12 protein-coding genes are annotated in these 20,047 nt (G+C 58.1%); 5 read left to right on the top strand and 7 right to left on the bottom strand.

Translation table 11 applies throughout. From position 1 onward, the window contains the following. Together AC2TDJ_RS10655 and AC2TDJ_RS10650 are read right to left on the bottom strand one after the other, a co-directional pair. Positions 1-816: an ABC transporter ATP-binding protein gene (locus AC2TDJ_RS10655; RefSeq protein WP_480841971.1), complete on the bottom strand. Its 816-nt coding sequence runs from the start codon at positions 814-816 to the stop codon at positions 1-3. A 1-nt stretch (position 817) separates the two neighbouring features. Beyond that, positions 818-1,942, bottom strand: a complete 1,125-nt coding sequence (locus AC2TDJ_RS10650; protein ID WP_480841970.1) for an MlaE family lipid ABC transporter permease subunit — start codon at positions 1,940-1,942, stop codon at positions 818-820. A gap of 276 nt (positions 1,943-2,218) precedes the next feature. On the opposite strand from AC2TDJ_RS10650, the gene aspT reads away from it, so the two are divergent. From aspT to AC2TDJ_RS10630, 4 genes are all read left to right on the top strand, one after another. Then, positions 2,219-3,904 (top strand): aspartate-alanine antiporter, encoded by a 1,686-nt coding sequence (gene aspT, locus AC2TDJ_RS10645; RefSeq protein WP_480841969.1) that lies wholly within the window; start codon positions 2,219-2,221, stop codon positions 3,902-3,904. A gap of 18 nt (positions 3,905-3,922) precedes the next feature. Next, on the top strand, positions 3,923-5,539 hold the full coding sequence (locus tag AC2TDJ_RS10640) for a bifunctional aspartate transaminase/aspartate 4-decarboxylase (protein ID WP_480841968.1): 1,617 nt from the start codon (positions 3,923-3,925) through the stop codon (positions 5,537-5,539). An 89-nt stretch (positions 5,540-5,628) separates the two neighbouring features. Beyond that, complete coding sequence (locus AC2TDJ_RS10635) at positions 5,629-7,494, top strand: PAS-domain containing protein (RefSeq protein WP_480842252.1); 1,866 nt, start codon at positions 5,629-5,631, stop codon at positions 7,492-7,494. Beyond that, positions 7,494-8,195 carry a response regulator transcription factor gene (locus tag AC2TDJ_RS10630; RefSeq protein WP_480841967.1) on the top strand — a complete coding sequence of 234 codons (702 nt, stop codon included), beginning with the start codon at positions 7,494-7,496 and terminating at the stop codon, positions 8,193-8,195. The genes AC2TDJ_RS10635 and AC2TDJ_RS10630 overlap by 1 nt, the downstream gene beginning before the upstream one ends. A gap of 87 nt (positions 8,196-8,282) precedes the next feature. On the opposite strand, the gene AC2TDJ_RS10625 is transcribed toward AC2TDJ_RS10630, so the two are convergent. The 5 genes from AC2TDJ_RS10625 to AC2TDJ_RS10605 all read right to left on the bottom strand — a co-directional run bounded on the left by AC2TDJ_RS10625 (position 8,283) and on the right by AC2TDJ_RS10605 (position 17,765). Further along, on the bottom strand, positions 8,283-9,593 hold the full coding sequence (locus tag AC2TDJ_RS10625) for an HlyD family type I secretion periplasmic adaptor subunit (RefSeq protein WP_480841966.1): 1,311 nt from the start codon (positions 9,591-9,593) through the stop codon (positions 8,283-8,285). Continuing rightward, positions 9,577-11,703: a type I secretion system permease/ATPase gene (locus AC2TDJ_RS10620; protein WP_480841965.1), complete on the bottom strand. Its 2,127-nt coding sequence runs from the start codon at positions 11,701-11,703 to the stop codon at positions 9,577-9,579. Before AC2TDJ_RS10620 ends, AC2TDJ_RS10625 begins: the two co-directional genes overlap by 17 nt. Next, the gene (locus AC2TDJ_RS10615) at positions 11,700-12,944 is read right to left on the bottom strand and encodes a TolC family protein (RefSeq protein WP_480841964.1); all 1,245 of its coding nucleotides are present in this window, start codon (positions 12,942-12,944) and stop codon (positions 11,700-11,702) included. Before AC2TDJ_RS10615 ends, AC2TDJ_RS10620 begins: the two co-directional genes overlap by 4 nt. A gap of 85 nt (positions 12,945-13,029) precedes the next feature. After that, positions 13,030-13,851: a SapC family protein gene (locus tag AC2TDJ_RS10610; protein ID WP_480841963.1), complete on the bottom strand. Its 822-nt coding sequence runs from the start codon at positions 13,849-13,851 to the stop codon at positions 13,030-13,032. Positions 13,852-13,916: 65 nt separating this feature from the next. Further along, positions 13,917-17,765 carry a beta strand repeat-containing protein gene (locus tag AC2TDJ_RS10605; protein ID WP_480841962.1) on the bottom strand — a complete coding sequence of 1,283 codons (3,849 nt, stop codon included), beginning with the start codon at positions 17,763-17,765 and terminating at the stop codon, positions 13,917-13,919. 221 nt (positions 17,766-17,986) lie between these two features. Here AC2TDJ_RS10605 and AC2TDJ_RS10600 point away from each other — a divergent pair, with 221 nt between their 5' ends. Beyond that, positions 17,987-20,032 (top strand): M10 family metallopeptidase C-terminal domain-containing protein, encoded by a 2,046-nt coding sequence (locus AC2TDJ_RS10600; RefSeq protein WP_480841960.1) that lies wholly within the window; start codon positions 17,987-17,989, stop codon positions 20,030-20,032. The last annotated feature ends 15 nt before the right edge of the window (positions 20,033-20,047 follow it).

Here is a 20,047-nt window from a genome sequence, read left to right as displayed (position 1 = left end):
CTACCTGCTTTGCCCCTTCTGTTGTGCCGCACGGGCGCGGGGGCCTGTGAAGTATTCCTGAACCCAAGGGTGGTCGACCTTAGTCATATCTTCAATCGGACCTTCCACCAGCACGCGCTTTTCTGCAAGCACTGCGACGCGGTCGCAGATGGCATAAAGACTGTCCAAATCATGGGTTACCATAAAAACGGTCAGACCCAGCGCCTGCTGCAACTCTCCGATCAGATCATCATAGGCGGCTGCGCCGATGGGGTCCAACCCAGCGGTGGGTTCGTCCAGAAACACGATTTCGGGGTCGAGAGACAGGGCACGCGCCAACGCTGCCCGCTTTCGCATACCGCCCGACAGTTCCGACGGGAACTTGCTGCAGCTCAGCTGTGGAAGGCCGACAAGGCTGATTTTTAGCCCTCCGAGCGCCTCCATCAGGCTTTCGCTGATGCCGGTATGTTCCCGCAAGGGGGCCATCACATTTTGCAACACGGTCAAGGAAGAAAACAGCGCGCCGTCCTGAAAGGCCACACCCCAGCTTTTCTCGATCCGCTGACGTTCCTCTTCAGGTCCGTTCAGAACGTCGACGCCCAGCACCTCGATACTGCCGGCGGCCGGCTTGTTCAGTCCGACAATCGTCCGAAGCAAAACCGACTTGCCTGTACCGGACCCGCCGACGACGCCCAGCACCTCGCCCCGCCAGACATCAAGGTTCAAATTGTCATGCACCACCTGTTCGCCAAACCGATTGGTCAGGTTGCGAACCCGGATTACGGCCTCGCGTTGGGCATCGGCCTTGTTGGTGTCCTGCATGACGGTTCCGTCCATGTCAGACCCCGATCTCAGAAAAGAAGATCGAAAACAGCGCGTCGATGGCGATGACCATAAAGATGGATTGCACGACCGACGCAGTGGTTCTTTGCCCCACGCTTTCAGACGAGCCTTTGACCTGCATCGCCTGCCAGCAGGCAATCACCCCGATCACCAGCGCAAAGAACGGAGCCTTGATCAGCCCCACGGCCAATTGCCAGACATCCGTGTTTTCTTTCAGGCGGGTGAGAAACATGCCCGGGCTGACACCGAGGTCAATCCAGCTCATCAAGGCGCCGCCAATCAGCCCGGCCATATCGGCCACAAAGGCAAGGATCGGCAGCATGATCAGCAGGGCGACAACGCGCGGGATAACAAGGACTTCAATCGGATCCAGACCCAGCGTGCGCATGGCGTCGATCTCTTCCTGCACCTTCATTGATCCGATCGAGGCGGTAAAGGCTGATCCCGACCGCCCTGCAACGATGATCGCGGTCAGCAGGACGCCCAGCTCACGCAGCACAGAGATCGAGATCAGTTCCACCACAAAAATCTCGGCTCCGAACTGTTTCAGCTGTGTTGCGCCTTGAAATGCCAGGACAACGCCGATCAGGAATCCCATCAGCGAGACAATCGGTAGCGCCTTGAACCCGGCCTGTTCCATCTGAGAAACCAGCGCCGCGCGGCGCAGGCGCCACGGCATAACCAGCGTGCGCGCGAGGCGATGCAGTGTCAGACCCAGGAAGTCGAGAATGGACAATGTGTCCTTCCACCCCGAGGCCGTGCGCTGGCCCAACCGCGCAAGCCAATTGACAAAACCGCCCGGCGGCGCCTGCTCGCCGATTTCTTCGGGGATGTTCCGAGCGACAGTTTCAATCAAATCGGAATGTGCTGGTTGTGCCCCTTTGATTTGCACGTCCGCGCCACCCAAGGTCAGTCGCTTTTGCAGGTTTGCAATCAGCCACGCCCCGCCGGTATCCAGACCCTGAACCTGCGACAGGTCCAGAACCACTTCCTTACCGGAAGGTTTGACATTCCTGAACGCGCCTTCGACAAACTCGAGCGATTGCGTCAGCAAATCACCGGTAATCCGAATGCAAACACCAGTTGCATCGCTGTCCGAGGTTATCGTGGGTCGTGTCATGGGCATATGTGAAGTGAAACGCCGGAACGCTGCAACGTGTTTGTGCCAACCTGCTGGAAATTTTGGGATCAGGGTGCTTGGTGGCTACAGTAGAACCGGTTTGCCGAAATCCCGACATATTCCAAAAAATGTAGACAAACGAGATACTAAAGGTATCGTTGCCTCCGAGAATTCTAGTTTTGATTGAGTGGCGTCCGGCATCTGACCGGGTCATCTGAAGACCTGCCCGTGGACGTTTCTACCGGTCTGTTGCATGCGTGCGCTTAGGAGGAATTCATGATCGATTGGCTTGTGAATATTCTGCAAACCTATCCGGAACTGGCGGTATTCCTGTCGATCGGCATCGGGTTTCTGGTCGGCCCCTGGAGGCTTATGGGTTTCAGCCTTGGAACCGTGACCGCGACATTGCTGGCAGCAGTGGTGATCGGGCAGGCGCATATCAATATCGATTCCGCAGTGAAATCGACCTTCTTCATAATGTTCATCTTCGCAGTTGGGTACGGCGTCGGCCCGCAGTTCATACGTGGTCTCAAGGTCGACGGCGCGCGCGAGGTGTTCTTTGCGCTGAGCGTTCTGGTTCTGTGCCTGATAATTCCGGTTGTCGCGGCCAAGGTGGCAGGGCTCGAGCTGGGCTATGCGGCAGGTCTGTATGCCGGGTCGCAGACAATCTCGGCGGCAATCGGCGTGGCCACGGATCAGATTGGCCAACTTGGTTTGTCAGCCGAACAAGCCAAAACGTACGCCAATCAGATCCCCGTCGCCTACGCAGTAACGTACATTTATGGCACCATTGGTTCGGCGATCATTCTGGCAAAAATCGGCCCGCGTCTGATCGGTGTCGATCTGGTTGCCGCTTGTAAGGAATACGAAGCCAAGCTGGGCGGTGGCGCCAATCTGGAAACCGGCGAAGGTATCGTGTCGGCCTATCGCGCAATCGAGGCGCGGGCTTTTGAAATTCCTCAAGGCAGCGATCTGCTGGGCCAGCCGGTCAAGGATCTGCTGCCGGGTGTTCGCATCTATGCGGAACGGCTGCGCCGGGGCGACCAGATCATCGAAGTGGGTGATGACACGGTGCTGGAGGCCGGAGATGTCGTGATGTTCTCGGGCCGACGGGCCGATCTGGTCGGGCTGCTCGAGGCCAATCTTAAGGAGGCCGACGCACCGGATCTGCTCAGCATCCCGTCGGAAAAGCTGGATGTGCTGATCACCAGCAAGGACGTCCATGGCAAAACGCTGGAAGAGCTCAGCAAGATGTCGCGCGCACGCGGCGTCTACCTGACCAAACTGATGCGGAACATGGTCGAGTTGCCGTTGTTGCCCGGCACCGTCGTGCATCGTGGTGATATCATGACCCTGCAAGGCAGCAAGCGTCATGTCGAGGCCGCAATTGCCAGAATCGGTTATGCAGATCGACCAGTGGACACGACCGATCTGGCCTTTGTGGGATGGGGTATCTTCATTGGTGGCGTAGTCGGGACAATTGCCATCATGATGGGTGGCTTTCCCATCAGCCTGTCGACAACGGGCGGTGCACTGCTTTCCGGGTTGGTTCTGGGCTGGCTGCGCACGGTGCATCCGACCTTTGGGCGCATTCCCGGACCGTCGTTATGGTTGATGAACACTCTGGGCCTGAACGTCTTCATCGCGGTGATCGGGATTACTGCCGGCCCGAGCTTTGTCGCCGGGTTGCAACAAGCGGGCGTGGCCCTTTTGTTGTGGGGGATCGTTGCTACATCGCTGCCAATGATCTTCTCGGTCTATGTCGGTCACTACGTATTCAAATTTCACCCCGCCATCCTGTTCGGTGCCTGTGCAGGTGCGCGCACAACCACCGCCGCGCTTGGGATGATACAGGAGGCCGCGCAAAGCCGCATTCCGGCGCTTGGCTATGGCATGCCCTACGCCATCGGTAACACGTTGCTGACCATCTTCGGCATGGTCGTTGTTTTGATCCTCAGTTGATTTGGAAAGGTCTTAATCATGGATAGAGTGAAGCTGCACGATTACGAAGCGCTCAGCCCGTTTCAGATCAAGGATGAACTGATCCAGCTGGCCTCGGCCGAGGCGCGCAAGGCCAATACTGTCTTTCTGAACGCAGGCCGCGGAAATCCCAACTGGGTCGCCACCCGCCCGCGCGAGGCATTCTTTGCATTGGGCCAGTTTGCCATCACGGAATCCAAACGAGTGATGAACCACCCCGCAGGTCTGGGTGGGATGCCAGCCATGAAAGGGTGCCACGCGCGCTTGCTGGACTGGGCGGCAGAGAATGCCGCTATACCGGGCGTCGATACTTTGGTCGAAGTCATCGGCCATGCCATCGCGGCCTTCGACTTTGATGCGGATGAGTTTGTTCACGAACTGACGGATTCCATCATCGGCGACAATTACCCGGTGCCCGATCGAATTCTGAAGCACAATGCCGCCATTGCGCATGAATATCTGATGTGGGCCATGTGCTCGGGCCGCCGCCCCGATGCGCAATTCGATCTGTTCGCCGTCGAAGGCGGAACAGCGGCAATGTGCTATATCTTCAAAACGCTAAAGGCCAACCGGCTGCTGAATCCGGGCGATACGATTGCACTGTGCACTCCGATCTTCACGCCGTATCTGGAGATGCCCGAGCTGGAAGACTACAGCTTGGACTCTGTGCATGTTGAGACCGACGAGACGGACGGGTTCCAGTTGACCGATGCTGCGGTCGAAAAGCTCAAAGATCCGAAGGTCAAGGCATTCTTTCTGGTCAATCCGGGCAATCCTTCTTCGGTTGCGCTCAGCACGGCGTCATTGCAGAAGCTGGCGGATCTGGTGGAAAATCACCGCCCCGATTTGATTGTTCTGACGGACGACGTATACGGGACATTCGTGCATGACTTTACCTCGGTCATGGGGCAATTGCCGCGCAATACCATCGGGGTTTATTCCTATTCCAAGTATTTCGGGTGTACCGGCTGGCGATTGGGTGTGATCGCGGTGGCGCAGGACAACATCTTCGATCTCAAACTGGCGAACCACCCGGAAGAGATCAAACAGACGCTTGACAAACGTTATGGCACGCTCAGCCTGACGCCGCGCGACATTCGTTTCATCGACCGGCTCGTGGCTGACAGCCGTGATGTAGCCCTCAACCACACCGCCGGTCTGTCTTTGCCGCAGCAGGTCATGATGACGCTTTTTTCGCTTTGTGAGCTGGTGGACACGAAAAAAGCTTATCAAACCGCTTGCATGGAACTGGTGCACCGGCGCTTCAAATTGCTGACGGACGCCATGGGGATCGACGTCACGGCGGGCGCGCATTATGACGCCTATTACGGCATTCTCGATTTCGAATTCTGGCTGCGGAAATACGTCGGCGAAGATGTCGTTACCTGGATCAAGCAGAACGTTCATCCATTGGATATTGCGTTCAAGCTGGCAGAAGACTACGGCATCGTGCTGCTCAATGGCAGTGGCTTCGACGCGCCGGGGTGGTCGGCAAGGGTATCCTTCGCCAACCTGCCGGACGAGGCTTATTCGCAAATTGGCACTGCGGTACGATCGGTCGCTCGGGGCTATGTTCAGGCATATCGCGCGGCCAACAACCTGCCGCTGCACGGCTGAATCAGACCCCTACACCTGCGTCGGAACTGGTGTTACCCATAGGCGCAGGGGAGGATGATTTGGACGTCAGCGAACAACGCATCAAGGCGATGACCACGGCGGGTCTGAACCTGATCGGTCAGGCCCTGTCGATCTATGACAGCAAATTGCGGCTGGTGCTGTGCAACCAAAGGTTCCAGGAGATGTTCGATTTGCCTGAACATCTTATCCAGCCCGGCGCCCTGTTCCGGGATACGATTCATTTTCTGGCCGACCGTGGCGAGTATGGTGATACGCCCGACATTGATGAAATGGTATCGCAACGGGTCGAACAAGCCTTGGCATTCGAGCCACATTATATGGAGCGTACCCGCCCGAACGGGCAGGTGATTTCCGTTGAAGGCGCACCCTTGCCCATGGGCGGTTGGGTGGCTGTCTATACGGACATCACCCGCACAAAACAGGCCGAAGACATGCTGCGGGCCCGATCCGAGGAACTGTCCGGTCAATTGCTGAACCGGGCTGAAGAGTTGTCGGCTTCGAACCGGAAACTGGCCGCCACCATCACGGCGTTGGAGGAGGCCAAACGGCAGCTTACTGAAATCGAAGCGCGCACGCGCCTGACGACCGAGATGATGCCTGCCCATATCGCCCATCTGGATGCTGACGCGCGGTATGACTATTCCAACCGCCGCCTCAGCGCTGTCATGCCCGGTCGCCCGTCGGATATTTTGGGACTGCACGTTTCGCAGGCGCTGGGGGCAGTCGCATTTGAACGGGTCAAACCTCATCTGGACAAGGCATATGGCGGCCAAACTTCGGTTTTCGAGTTTACCGAGGATCAGGATCAACGCCGCATTCGCGTATCTTTCACACCGGATGGAGCGGGCGGCGTTTACGTGATGTCCGTGGATATTACCGAAGAAACGCAAGCGCGCGTTGCCTTGCAACAGACGCGTCGCAGGGAAATGGCAGCGCAGATGACCAGCGGGCTTGCGCATGACTTCTCGAACCTTTTGACGATTATTCTGGGGATGCAATCGAAACTGGCCAAGATGGATCTGCCGGACGAGGCCGAAACGCTGATCGCCGCCACGCAACAGACTGCGCGCCGTGGCGGTCAGCTGCTGAACCGGATCGCGGACATGACGGGGCACCGCACACCACAGCCACAGGCAACGGATATGAAGGCCCTGCTGGAGGATCTTCGCACGCTGGCTTCGCCCTCGTTGCCACGGGGCATGGGGCTTTCGGTCGTCAATACACTGCCAGACAGGGCGTTGATGCTGGATCCCGGCATGGTTCAGGACGCGCTTTTGAACCTTGTTCTGAACGCGCGGGATGCTTGTGGCACCTCGGGACAGATCACAATCAGTGCTCATGCCATCGGTCAGATCTGGGCGGAGATTACCGTCTCGGACACCGGGCCGGGGTTTTCGCCCGAGGCGCTGGACAAGGCTTTGAACCCTTTTTTCACGACCAAGGGCAGCGACGGGTCCGGATTGGGCCTGCCGATGGTCTATGACACTGTCAAACTGGCCGGCGGCGACCTGCAATTGCGCAACACACCTTCGGGTGCTTCCGTCATTCTGCGGTTGCCGTACAGGCCGGCGCCACCCGCGCAATCCGGTCTTGTGCTTCTGGTCGAGGATCAGGACGATCTGCGCAGCCAGTTCCGCGACATGCTGGTCGATCTGGGTTGCGCGGTGATCGAGGCGACGTCGGTCGATGAGGCAATGGCGCTGATTACCGATATCGGGGATATCGCGCTTGTGCTTTCGGACATTCGCCTTCAGGGTGCGGAAACCGGGCTTGACCTTATCAAACAGGTGGACGGCGCAATCCCTTGCATTCTGATGACATCGCTGTCCTACACCGATCCGCTGCACCGTCAGGCCCTGGCCCTGGCACCGGTGCTGCGCAAACCCTTTTCCCGCGCACAATTGTCAGCGCTTATCAGAACCGAGGCCGCCTGATGACTCAACCGCTGGTGACCATCCTTGACGATGAACCCGAAATACGGCGCATCCTGACCGATACTCTGGAAGAGGCCGGGTTTCGCACCCAAAGCTTTTCCCGCGCCCGCGAGTTCGAAGCTTCGCTGAAACGGGTCACTCCGGATGTGTGCCTGGTTGACCTGTCGCTGCCCGACACCGATGGGCTGGCGCTTGTGCATCGCCTGGCTCTGGAGCAAGGGGCCGCAGTGATCATAATCTCGGGTCGCGCTCAGGTTCAGGATCGGGTAACCGGGCTGGAGCTTGGGGCGGACGATTACATCACCAAGCCATTTGATCCGGCCGAGGTTGTAGCCCGAATTCGCGCACGCCTGCGCGCGCCGCGAAGCGGAGTGCAGGTCTCGGATGTGGCGAAGTTCAATGGGTGGACTGCACATTTTGATCGCTACGTCCTGATCAACTCCGAGGGTTCAGAAACCCCTTTCAGCCACGCAGAGGGAGAAGTTTTGCGGTTGTTCCTTGAAAGCCCGAAAAGGCTGATCAGTCGCGCCCGTATGCAGGAAATGTTGGGGGGCGGCGCGGGCGACAGTTTCGACCGCGCTATGGATGTGCGCATTTCGCGATTGCGCACTAAACTTGGCGAAGACCCAAAAAACCCGAGATTGATCAAGACGATATACGGAGCGGGATATATATTTCTCGGCGATGTCGAGTGGCGGTGATGAATTGAAACTAAGCCAGTTGTTCAAGGCATTTCGCAAGAGCCCGATAGCGATCAGACAGCCATAGACCCTGAATGTGACCGGAAGCTATTCACGCAATGCCTGATCCTTGACCTTCAATACCGGCTTAATCAGGTATTCCAGAACAGTTTTGCGGCCCGACAGAATGTCGACTTCGGCGATCATGCCCGGAATGATCTCGACGGCGACACCGCCAGCGTCAAGCATGGTATTCTCGGTGCGGATTTCAACGACGAACACCTCCTCATCGCTGCGTTCTGATCGCGTGATCGTGTTGGCCCCGATGCGAATGATCTCACCGTGCAGACCGCCATATCTTGCAAAATCATATGCTGTGATCTTGACCTTGACGCGTTGTCCCGCGTGCAGAAACCCGATGTCTTCCGGCCGGACATAGGCCTCGACCAGCAGGGAATCGTCGAGCGGGACGATTTCGATCAATTCTTCGCCGCTGCGTGCCAGCCCTCCGATGGTTGAGCGATAAATCCTGTTGACCACCCCGCGAACAGGCGCGCGCACCTGAGCCCGTTCAGCGCGGTTGCGAAGAGCCGGAAGGGACGGTTGCAGTGCCGCCAGTTCTGCCGTGACCAATGCCAGATCGGTTAGCGCTGCGGTGCGAAACCGGCTGCGGACGGATTTGATACGGTCATCGACCTCATCCAGACCAGATTTTAACCGAGTTATGACGGCCTCGGCCCGGACCATTCGACCCTTCCACTCTGCTTCGCTGCGGCGCAGGGCGAGCAATGTGGTGGCAGGCTCCATGCGCTGCTCGACCAGTGGTGCCATCATCGCGCGTTCTTCGGCCAAAACCAGCAAGGTTTCTTTTGCCATCACCTGATCAACCAGACCTTCTTCATATTCCTGTTGCCGCTGCTGACGTTGGCGTTCAAGGATCGCGATCTCTGCCATCAATTCTGCCATCCGCCCCTGATACAATGCGGTTTCCGACCGGACGACTTCTGGCGCCTCTCGGATCAATTGCGGCTGGAACAATAGGTCGGAACCGTCGATTTCCGCCTGCAGACGTTGAGCGCGGGCCATCAGGCCAAAGGCGCGCTGTTGCTCCTGGCTGAGCTCGCTGTCGATCTGGGTCGCGTCGAACTCCATCAACAAGGTTCCGGCGTCGACGACCTGCCCCTCGCGAACATGAATAGCCTGCAGAACGCCGGGTTCGGTGGCCTCGATCAACTGAATGTCGCCCGACGGTACGATGCGCCCATCCGCGCGTACGACATCATCCAATTCGGTGAAGTTGGCCCACAGTCCTGCTGTCAGCAGACATCCCAGGATCACCATCAACAACATCGACCCGCGCAGTGAAGAACGCCCGCGCATATCGCGCGCCAGCATATCCAGATCAGGATGCCGCGACATTCAGATGCCCCCGGGATTTGTCGGCGTGCTGGGTCAGCAAGCTTTTCGGCCCATCCGCTCCGACCTTGCCGTCCTCGATGACAATGACCCTGTCGACCAGTTCAAGAAGGCTGGTGCGGTGCGTGACAATTACCATCGTCGTGTTTTTTGTGGCCTCCTTCAGGCGGGCGATGACCTCTGCCTCATTTTTCACGTCCATTGCGCTGGTAGGCTCGTCCAGCAACAGAACCGGCGGGCGCCCGATCAGGGCACGGGCCAAGGTGATGGCCTGTCGCTGACCGCCCGACAGACCCTCGCCTCGTTCAGCCAGCTGCATGTCATATCCGCTCGGGTGGCGGGCCACAAACTCTTCGACCCCGGCAATCCGGCCCGCCCGGATCAGGTCTTCGTCGCGGGGGCGTATGGCCCCCGCGCTGATATTGTCCCGTATCGTTCCAGAAAACAGCCAGACGTCCTGCAGAACCGAACCGATGTTGCGGCGCAAATCGCCCGGATCGATCTGCCGGATGTCCAGACCGTCTACCATCACCGATCCGACCCGTGGTTGATAAAGGCCCAGCAACAGCCGTGCGACTGTGCTTTTCCCCGAGCCGATACGTCCGAGGATTGCAACCTTTTCACCGGGAGCGACAGAAAAGGATACACCTTTCAGCGCGTCTTCCGTCTGATCAGGATAGTTGAAATGCACGTTGTTGAACGTGATGCGGCCATCAAATCTTGGCCGACTGATCCAATTTCGCCCGACAGGTCGTTCGCTTTCTGCCTTCATCAACGTGTCCAGATTTCGAAACGCGCTACGCGCCTGATTCATGCGGGTCAGCGTTTGGGCCAGCTGTCCCAAAGGCGCCAACGCGCGGCCAGTCAGCATGACGGAAGCAACCAGCGCGCCCATGCTGGTTTGGCCCTCTGCAATCAGAAAGACGCCGTAGAACACGATCAGAACCTGTGCGGCTTGTTGGGTAAAGCCGGTCAGGTTCAACGCAAACTGGGTCACGGCCCGGCTGCGCATTCCGTGGTCAGTCTGCCGTTCAATCGCGCCTTCCCAGCGGTTGCGCATGTGTCGCCCCGCTGCGGTCGTCTTGATGGTTTCAAGACCCGAGACTGTTTCGACCAGCACAGATTGTTTGGACTGCCCGTCTGCAAAGCTCTTGTCCGCCAGGCGGGACAATACGGGTTGAATCGCAATACCGGTCAGCAAGACAAGCGGAACCGCCAATGCGGGTATCATCGCCAGTGGGCCGCCCACCAAATAGATCGTAAAGACAAACAGGCCGATGAAGGGCAAATCTACGACCGCAACCAGAGTGGCCGAGGTAAAAAACTCACGCAGGGTTTCAAATTCCCGCACCGTGCTGGCCATGGCGCCCGTCGACCCGGTGCGAGAGGTCATGCGAATGTTCAGCAACTGATCGAAAACACGCCGGCCCATGAACATGTCAGCATTCTGGCCCGCGCGGTCAATGAAGCCCGCGCGTAGTATTTTGAGAATAAAATCAAAGACAAGGGCCAGGCAGACACCGGTGGTCAAAGCTATCAGGGACTCCGTCGCCTCGTTGGGCAGAACCCGGTCATAGACAATCATAATGAAGACAGAGGTGGATAATCCCAGAATATTTGCAATCGCGGCCGCCAGCGCAACCTGCGTGTAGGACCATCGGTTTGCCGCCAATGCGGACCGGAACCAGTGGCCATTCTGTACTTCGGAGCCGGATGCGTTGGTGTCACGATGCACGCGCCGAAACAACAGAGCATACCCCGTATAGCTGTCACGAAGTAGGCTTTCACCCAGTTCACCGATGCCGTCACCGATAGCTGGGTCAAATATCAGCATATCCCCGGCCGGGGTGCGGCCGTGATAAACCACAGCTCTGCCGTTTTCCAAAAGCAGAATGGCCGGAGCCAGGGCCGCATCGAACGTGCCCAGCCTTCGCGCCCCGAAACCTGCCTGAAGCCCAACCTGGTTTGCTGCGGCAATCGCATCGCGGACTGTAACGGCGCGCTCTGACCCGGTCTGCACCGCATGCAAAGCAGCAATCGTCATCGGACGTTCAAGAGTGCTGGCCACATGCAAAACGCATGCTTCCAGATCAGTCTGACGCAAGCCGGTCATTGTGGTTTCTCCCAGGGATCAAGGGCAATACCGAACAGATCCAGAATGTCGCCTGTCAGACTCAGCGCAGCGTAGTTTGTCAGAAAGAAATTCTGCTTTGCCAAAATCAGACGTTCCTGTGCATTCACATAGTCGCGTTGCGCGTCCAGAATCTCGATCAGACTTCGTCGACCGATAGTGAACTGCGCCCGAGCCGCAGCAACGCTGTCTGCATTGGCGCGTACTGCAATTTGAGCATCGCGCAAACGGTCAGCGCCCGCCTTCTGGTCTGAGCGAATGAAATCCAGCTCGCGCTTGATTTCCCTGATCAAAGCTTCGCGGCTGGCTTCGGCTTCCTTCACACGGGCTTCGGCAGCTGCAATGGCCGCGCGCCGTTTGCCTGTACTGTCCAGCTCATAGTTAAAGGATAGATCGACACCAAAATTTGCGTCTCTGCTGTCATCCTGATTGGCGAAGGCGGCAACCCGAATGTGTGGTTGGCGGCGCGCCTGTGCAGCTGCCCATTCGGCCCTGGCGGCCACCAGGTTGGCATCTGCTCGACGGATTTGTGGGCTGTCCATGACGATTTGAGCATTGCTGCGCTTTATTTCCGGCGCCGCAACCGGAGGGGATAATTCGCCCGGACTTGCCCCGAACACCTCACGAAATCGGGCTTCGGCACGATCTGTCCGGGCTATGGCGTCGGCAAATCTGGTTCGAGCGTCGGCGACCCGGGACCGCGCGGTCAGCACGTCCGCATTGGACCCCAGCCCACCGGAAACCCGGTCAGTGATCTGCTGTTCGATCTCTTCGTGGACTTTGACGTTCTGGCTTGTGATCTTCAGGATTTCGCGGCGATCCAAAACCAGTACATAAGTTTCGATGGCAGCCAGAGTTGTCGCCGCCGCTGTCTGAATCTGGTCCCCTCGACTTTCCAGAACGCGGGCGCGCGCAGCCGTCAGATCGCCACGCGCTGCGCCCCCATCGTAGACCAATTGAGAAACCCGAAGATACGGCGACACGTCCGCGACATCTGAGTCAATACGTTCCGACCGGGCATTTACACCCAGCGAAACCTGCGGCAGAAACGCCCCTTCCGCGGCGTCCCGTTCAGCTTGCGCTATTTCCATCCGAGTATCGCTTTGCGCCAGATTTGGGCTGTCCTGTACGGCCAGACGCACCCGTTTTCCGAACGAGCTTTCCGTAATCCGACTTGATGTGTTTACGGCTCCGGCCCCGGTGCTACCTTCGGCAAAGGACATCTTTACTGCCGACAAATCCGGCGCGGGGGTGCACGCAGAGACCAGGAGTATCAAGCACAAAGTGGACATCACACTTGCGATCCATCTAAACGGCATGGCTGATCCTCAAATCCGATTGAGAGAGAGCGGAGTCTGTGGCCAACGCTGAAAGGAACCCGTTCAATTCAACTTTGGGTTCAGCAGGTTGAGGCTGAAAAGAAACGCGTTGATGTGCCTGAGACAGCCATTTGCAGTGGGAAAGGGAAACCTGATGCGCATGGACGATCTGCATGGCTCCGCTGTTGAACAGAAGGGAAATGTGCGATTGGGGCAGGTGCCCCAGCCGCGATTCATCAATTCCGAGCAGGTTGTTGGGAAGGGGGATGCTTTCGTGCCGCTCAAGAGGTGTGAACAGCTTCATCTCATCCAGGATCTTGCAGGTTTGGCGCGTTTCAACCAGTGAAAACTGGCGGTTCTGAAAAAACCTAAATACGCTCTGCAGCTCGTTTGTAAGTGTGCCGTCTTTGGTAAAGAAAGCCAGATCACGTTTGTCAGTTGTGACAAGGCCAGACGCTTCATTTACATACAAACGAGGCGTATGGGGCCCAAATGACTTAGATCTATCTACCGGTTCAGCCAGAAACGGATAGCAACGCAGAGCGGACGGCACATATGTCGCCAGCCAACCCCCCTCAGGAGACACAAACGGGGTTTTTGCACCCTCGACCATCGAAAGCAGGGCAAACGGAAAAACGCCTTGCGCCTCTTTTCGAAACACAATGGGGAACGTCGCAGCAGCCATCAGGATTTCAGCCCTGACAAGGAGGCATTCGCAGATGTGACATGCGAAATCATACGAGGTGTAGCGACGCCAGAAGCGATCGCGGTGGCGATCGATGCTGACTGGGAAAAGGCCATTCTTTGCCATGTGAACCCTTCGTGTTTGTGGAAGCGATGCATTCGGGATCGCATTGCTGTTTTTTTGATCCGCGGTCAGGCTGACGCGCCCGTTGGATCCGTGTGCAGGATGTTGTCGGAACTCAGACCACTCAGATCAGAAAGCCCGTCGAACTGAGCAAGCGTTTCAACGGACGCCGTATCCGGTGCGGAATAATCGACTTTGACCAGGACACTATCGGTTCCATCGGTTGCCATGACGTAAATCTCGTCGCCGGTTTGAGCGCCTGTAAGCCCCTCGACCGCGCTTGCTATGGTGCCCGCTGTCAAATCTGAAAGAGTCGTCTGAAGGCCGACAAATCCGGTATTGGTTCCCAGGACATCTCCGACATTCAGGGTTTCGACTCCTGTTCCGTTCCCACGTAACGAGGCCACGTCCAACCCATGGAAAACCAGCGCGTCGGATATGTCCGCAGCCGGACCAAGCGTGAAGCCGCTGATTGTATCTACACCGTTGGCCGTCGGGTTGGCTTCAATGATCACGACGTCGCGGCCTGAGCCGGAAATGTCGATGGTGTCGTCGCCTCCTCCTCCGCGGATTACGTCATCGATATTGGACCCGGTCAGAGTGTCATCGCCGCTGGTGCCCAGTAGAAACTGCGATGGGCCACCGTCAGGTGTCGTGATTGTCAACTCGATGGGCTTGGTTGGATCCTGAACCGTCATGGTAAAGGTGACGACTGGTTGAGACAGGTCGCTATAGCTTGTTGCCGCACCCGCAAAGCTGATTGTGGACGGACCGGAGGGATTGGTGAGGAACAGGTCGAAATCGCTGTTCTCGACATCTGACCCGTTGTCAAAGGACACGACCGATGGGTCAAATCCAAGATCGGCGGTGACGGCCAGACCGCTGGTAATGTCCCGGCCCGTGTCGGCGTAGAGTTCGAATGTAATGGTCGAACCGCTTTGGCCGGTTTGAGTGATGACATAGGCCGCAGGCACATGTGCGGTGGCCTGATCGGATACTGGGTCAGGGTCTGGCCCGCCAGAGACCGTCGCCTGAGCCTGGAAATTCATCGCGTCCCCGGCGCCAAGCGCTGCGAAGGCCGATGCTGGCGCATTCAGGCTCCAACTGCCGTCCGCTGCGACGGTGGCGTTTCCGATGGATACGGAATTGAGCGTCACATCCACGGTTTGGCCTGGCGACAGGCCTACCGAAGAACCGGTGACAGCCAGGCCCGCGGTCTGCGCATTGCCCAACGCAACAGCATCGTTTGTGCCGACCGGGTCAATGCTCAGGATCGGCCGGAAATCCGTTGTCAGTGAGGCAGTTGCGTTCGGCGCGGCATTTCCGGCGACGTCCTGAACAGAGGCCGTGACCGTAAAGCCAGTGCCATCTGCCAAGGCCGCTAAGTCTGCAGGGGGAATTGTTGCCACCCATGTCCCGCTGGAAGCAATGGCCGTGTAGTTCTGTCCCCCCAGATTGACTGTGACGGTCTGACCGTCCTCGGCAGATGTTGTTCCGGAAACAGCCAGATCCGCTCCTTGTTCCAGGATGTCCAGCACTGCACCTACAGGTAGCGGATCAAACGCAATTGTCGGTGAAGTGAAGTCTGTTCCGAAACTGGCCGAGGTATTGGCGCCGTTGCCCGCCGCATCCGAAACCGAGGCGTTGACATCGTAGGACACGCCGTCCTGCAAACTGCTCAGCGAAGCGGCCGGGGCTGTAAATACCCAAACTCCGCCGGTAACCATTGCGGTGCCGCTGACATCAACTGTACCGTCAGGGCGAACAATGTCGATTGACACCATCGTGCCGTCAGATGCGTCAGACGTGCCGGTTATCGTCAGATCAGTGCCTTGTTCGGCCGCATTCATCACAGCGCCGTCAGACAGGGCGGAAATTGTCAATGTGGGGGCTGTGAAATCCGTATCGAAACTGCCCGTCGCTTGTACGGCGGGGTTTCCGGCTGCGTCGGCGACGTCTGCTGTAGCCGTAATTGTAGCGCCGTCCGGCAACGCGGTTAGATCGGCGGCCGGGACCGTTACGCTCCATGCACCGCTGATTGCCGCACCTGTGTAGGTCTGGCCATTCAAACTGACAGTTACGACCTGTCCATCTTCTGCTGTAGTCGATCCGGAAATGATCAGGTCCGTTCCCTGTTCCGCCGCACTCATCACGGCGCCGTCCGAGAAACTGTCGATACTCAGGTTTGGGGCAGTGACGTCCTTGGATACACCGACACTGGCCTGCGGAGCAGCGAGACCATCGCTATCCGAGACGTCGGCCGTTACCGTGAAGTTTCCGCCATCGGAGAGTGTGCCCAGGTCGGCGCTGGGAATGGTCACCGTCCAACTGTTGCCAGCAACGGTTCCGGTGTATGTTTGCCCGTCAAGAGAAACGGTAACCTGTTGACCGTCCGACACATTCCCCGTCGTGCCGCTGATGATCAGGTCAGATCCGGCCTCAGCCGCATTGATGGCGGTACCCACGGGCAGAGGCGAAATCGAAATTGAGGGCCCGGTCAAGTCAACCGGCACATTTACAGAAACCGGAGTGGCGGGATTCCCGGACGTGTCGCTGACCGTCACGCTGATCGAAGCCGGGGTCCCGGTCGACAAGCCCGCCATATCGGCGCTTGGAACAGTCACACTCCATGTTCCGCCTGAGGCGGCACCAGTGTAGACCTGCCCGTCAAAGGTTAGGGTGACGGCCTGCCCGTCTTCGGCCGTTGTGGTGCCGGTCAGAACCAGATCGCTGCCCAGGTCCACGAGGTCGATCGAACCTCCGGCCACGGCATCCAGAGTGATTGTGGGTGCGCTGAAATCGGTGTCGAAGCTGCTGGCAGCCTGACTGGCCGGGTTGCCTGCCGCGTCAGAGACGTCTGCGGTCACGGAGATTGTCGAGGCATCAGGAAGCGAAGCCAAATCCGCCGCCGGGACCGCAACGCCCCACGTCCCGTTCGTTACAGTGCCTGTATAAGTCTGCCCGTTGATCATAACGGTTACGGACTGCCCGTTTTCAGCATCTGTGGTCCCGGTGACACTCAGGTCTGTGCCTTGCTCTGCGGAGTTCAGGATTGTCCCTGCTGAGAATGCGGAAATGCTGAGCGTCGGTGGAACTGTATCAATAACGTATTCCACTGTCTGAGTTGATATTTCCGTGCCGCCGCTGTCCAGATTCCGGATTGTGACTGTCGAAACCCCTTGCGAAAGCCCCTTGGCCTCACCCTCGGTCAGCGACAAGCTCCAGTTTCCGTCAGCGTCCGGTGTGACGACCTTTGTCAAAGACCCGATCGTGATTTCGACCGAAGCGGTGCCCTCCGGGACAGTTAGATTTGCGCTGCCGTTGTTCAGTGCGCTCGCCTGCAGTTCAGCAAGGTTGAGACTGGGAAGCTTTGGGGCCGGAGGAGTGACCGAACTGCTACCTCCATCGCTGTCTCCACCACCACCGCCGCCGCCTCCGGCGCCTGCTGCTGCGGCGCCAGCCAATCCGATGCCACCCAGAACAGCACCTGCTCCGCTGATGCCGCCAGTTGCAGCCGCAGCGCCGCCTGCCTCGGCGGCAACGCTGAATTCCACGATTTCGCCAACGGCGGCGTCGGCAATCATAACCGCGCCATTTTCAAGGACGTGCACATTCTCGGCGGCCACGATCACGGTTCGACCGTCTGCCATTTTCAGTTGCAGATCGCCGTTAGACAGCAATTTGGCCGAGCGGACGCCCGGTATGGATTCCGCAAACTGATAGGCTACCAATTCGGCATCCGTGGCCTGCGCAAGTGCAGGCAGGGCCATCAAGGTCGAACCCAGCCCTCCGGCCAGGCTGCGCCCGACCCATTTCCGGAACTTTCCATCGATCCACTTTCGGACGTGGCGATTGCGCCCTGTTTCGGTAAGGTTTTCCGAGGTCGCGCGTGTCGTCGAAACGGGTTTCTTGGTCATGATGCCCTCACATTTGACGGGTGCAATAAGCCGGGATATGCCCCGGAAATTGCAGGAATTTGTTAATCAGTCTTGCGGCCGGGTGTTCCAAGAGGTCGAACCGAAAAACTTGAGTTAAACTGAAACCGAACTCCTCGTTTTCACCACATTCGTGCTCTGGTTTCGGCCTGGGCATCAGCTCAACCTGTTGTCACAGCCAGGGGTGGCTTGGGGTGAGTGTGATGATGCTTCAGTTCGAAAGTGTGGTGGCAACGGGGACCGCGGCGCTTGATTCAGGTATCGGCGATACGGCTTTAAAAACGTTTAACGGGGAAACGTATCTCTTCAGCACAACCGGGCCCGGCGGAGGCATTGTTTCGTGGCGCCTGGTGGACGGGGCCGTTCCGATTGTTCAGGATCAGCAGTATTTCGACGTCACAATCAGTCATCAGGTCGGTCGCAGTGGTGTGCCAGTGACACTGTCCGGTGAGGATCATCTGCTACTGGATGTGGATACGGCGACCGGGCTTGTCAGTTACGAGCTGAATACAGACGGAACTTTTGGCGCACTGAGGGAAACAGGAATCATTTCCGGCGGCGGGGATATCTCGGCTGCGGTGCAGGTATCGCTTGGTGCAACCGACCTGCTGACCCTGGCACATTCCGATACCGGGCAACTCAGAACGTATCATATCAACATTGACAGTTCCTTGACTGCAGCCGGGTCGGCGATGTCACAGGCAGATGTTCTGCAAACGCTGCAATCGGGAGCCAACCAGTTCGTGATTGCCGCAGACACAACCAGCAGCGCCATGTCCACTTTTTCGGTCGATTCGAGCACCGGGCAGCTCACTGAAATCGCCACGAGCAGCGCAATTCAGACGCTTGGAATCAACGCACCCACCGCTGTCGAGGCCATTCAAGCCTATGGTGAGTCTTGGGTGGTCGTGGCAGGGGCGGGCAGCAACTCGCTGAGTGTCATGGAGTTGGGCAGCGATGGTCAACTGACGGCGACGGATCACGTTCTGGATACGCTGCACACTCGCTTTGGGGCCGTACAGGACATGTCTCTGGTCGAGGTTTCGGGCCGTGTCTTCGTTGTCGCGGGCGGTGGAGACGACGGGATCACCCTGTTCACGCTGACACCGGATGGTCAACTGATCCACATGGACAGTTTCGCGGACACACTGTCCAGCGGGTTGCAAAATGTCGAATCCCTGAGCGTTGCGCATGTCGGAAATCAGCTGCAGATTTTCGCGGCATCCCAGCAGGACGCGGGACTGACTCAACTGAGCGTCGATGTCTCGAATCTGGGCGATGTACGTCAGGGCTACGGTACCTTAACCGGCACGGCGAAGGATGACATTCTGAGCGGCGGCATTCTGGACACAACCCTGGATGGCGGGGCAGGGGATGACATGCTGATCACCGGCACCAGCGCGACGACAATGACTGGCGGCGCGGGTGCGGATATCTTTGTTTTGCGTGAAAGCAGCGGTCCAACAACGATCACCGATTTTGAGGTTGGCACGGACCGGCTGGACCTGACCGATTTCCCTTTCCTGCGGTCACCGGCCCAGCTGAGCTTCACGTCCACCGCTCAGGGCGCGCAAATACAGTATCGGGATAAAACGATCGATGTAACCTCGGCCTCAGGCGGGCCGTTGACCATTACAGATTTCTTTGGGGCAGGGTTCGACAGCCCGGACCACATCCCGGTGGATCTGAGCAGTGGCCCGGACAACAACGCCTCGCCCGGCGTAACAGGCCCGGTGAGGCTGGACTCCAGTACCACAAACCCCGCGCTACAAGGAGCAGAAGTCCAGTTTACGCCGCAAGGGGGATCGACCATCACTGCACAGGCAAACGATCAGGGAGAGTTCACTCTGGATATGCCGTCGGGCACCTTTTCCGGCGAGCTGGATATCGTCAAATCCTATTCCACGGCCAGTGGAGAAATAACAGCGCTGGATGCGCTGCAGGTTTTGCGTATTTCGGTTGGCCTTGACCCGACATTCGGGTCGGCATCCGCTGAAAACCTGATTGCGGCGGACATCACGCGCGATGGGGCGGTCAATGCACTGGACGCCCTGGCGATATTGCAGGTCGCCGTCCGGCAGCCAACAGCCCATGATGCGGAATGGGTGTTTCTGGACGCCGCAGCCGATCTGTCGGCGATTACCAAATCCAATGTGTCATATGATACGGGCGTTTCCGTCACAGTCGTGGATGGAGCGGTGTCGGCAGACATGACCTCGATACTGCTGGGCAATATCGAGGCCGCCTGAGCGACGCGCAAGCTT

This window comes from Ruegeria sp. HKCCD6647-2 (assembly GCF_057221075.1).
The sequence above is the reverse complement of the archived record's forward strand: the minus strand, read 5'-3'. Positions and strand labels throughout refer to the sequence as shown.

Coding starts and splice junctions, on each gene's coding strand:
- aspT (WP_480841969.1), top strand. CDS start 2,219: ATGATCGATTGGCTTGTGAATATTCTGCAAACCTATCCGGAACTGGCG.
- AC2TDJ_RS10640 (WP_480841968.1), top strand. CDS start 3,923: ATGGATAGAGTGAAGCTGCACGATTACGAAGCGCTCAGCCCGTTTCAG.
- AC2TDJ_RS10615 (WP_480841964.1), bottom strand. CDS start 12,944: ATGTCCTTTGCCGAAGGTAGCACCGGGGCCGGAGCCGTAAACACATCA.
- AC2TDJ_RS10600 (WP_480841960.1), top strand. CDS start 17,987: ATGATGCTTCAGTTCGAAAGTGTGGTGGCAACGGGGACCGCGGCGCTT.
- AC2TDJ_RS10605 (WP_480841962.1), bottom strand. CDS start 17,765: ATGACCAAGAAACCCGTTTCGACGACACGCGCGACCTCGGAAAACCTT.
- AC2TDJ_RS10650 (WP_480841970.1), bottom strand. CDS start 1,942: ATGACACGACCCACGATAACCTCGGACAGCGATGCAACTGGTGTTTGC.
- AC2TDJ_RS10635 (WP_480842252.1), top strand. CDS start 5,629: ATGACCACGGCGGGTCTGAACCTGATCGGTCAGGCCCTGTCGATCTAT.
- AC2TDJ_RS10655 (WP_480841971.1), bottom strand. CDS start 816: ATGGACGGAACCGTCATGCAGGACACCAACAAGGCCGATGCCCAACGC.
- AC2TDJ_RS10625 (WP_480841966.1), bottom strand. CDS start 9,593: ATGTCGCGGCATCCTGATCTGGATATGCTGGCGCGCGATATGCGCGGG.
- AC2TDJ_RS10630 (WP_480841967.1), top strand. CDS start 7,494: ATGACTCAACCGCTGGTGACCATCCTTGACGATGAACCCGAAATACGG.
- AC2TDJ_RS10610 (WP_480841963.1), bottom strand. CDS start 13,851: ATGGCAAAGAATGGCCTTTTCCCAGTCAGCATCGATCGCCACCGCGAT.
- AC2TDJ_RS10620 (WP_480841965.1), bottom strand. CDS start 11,703: ATGACCGGCTTGCGTCAGACTGATCTGGAAGCATGCGTTTTGCATGTG.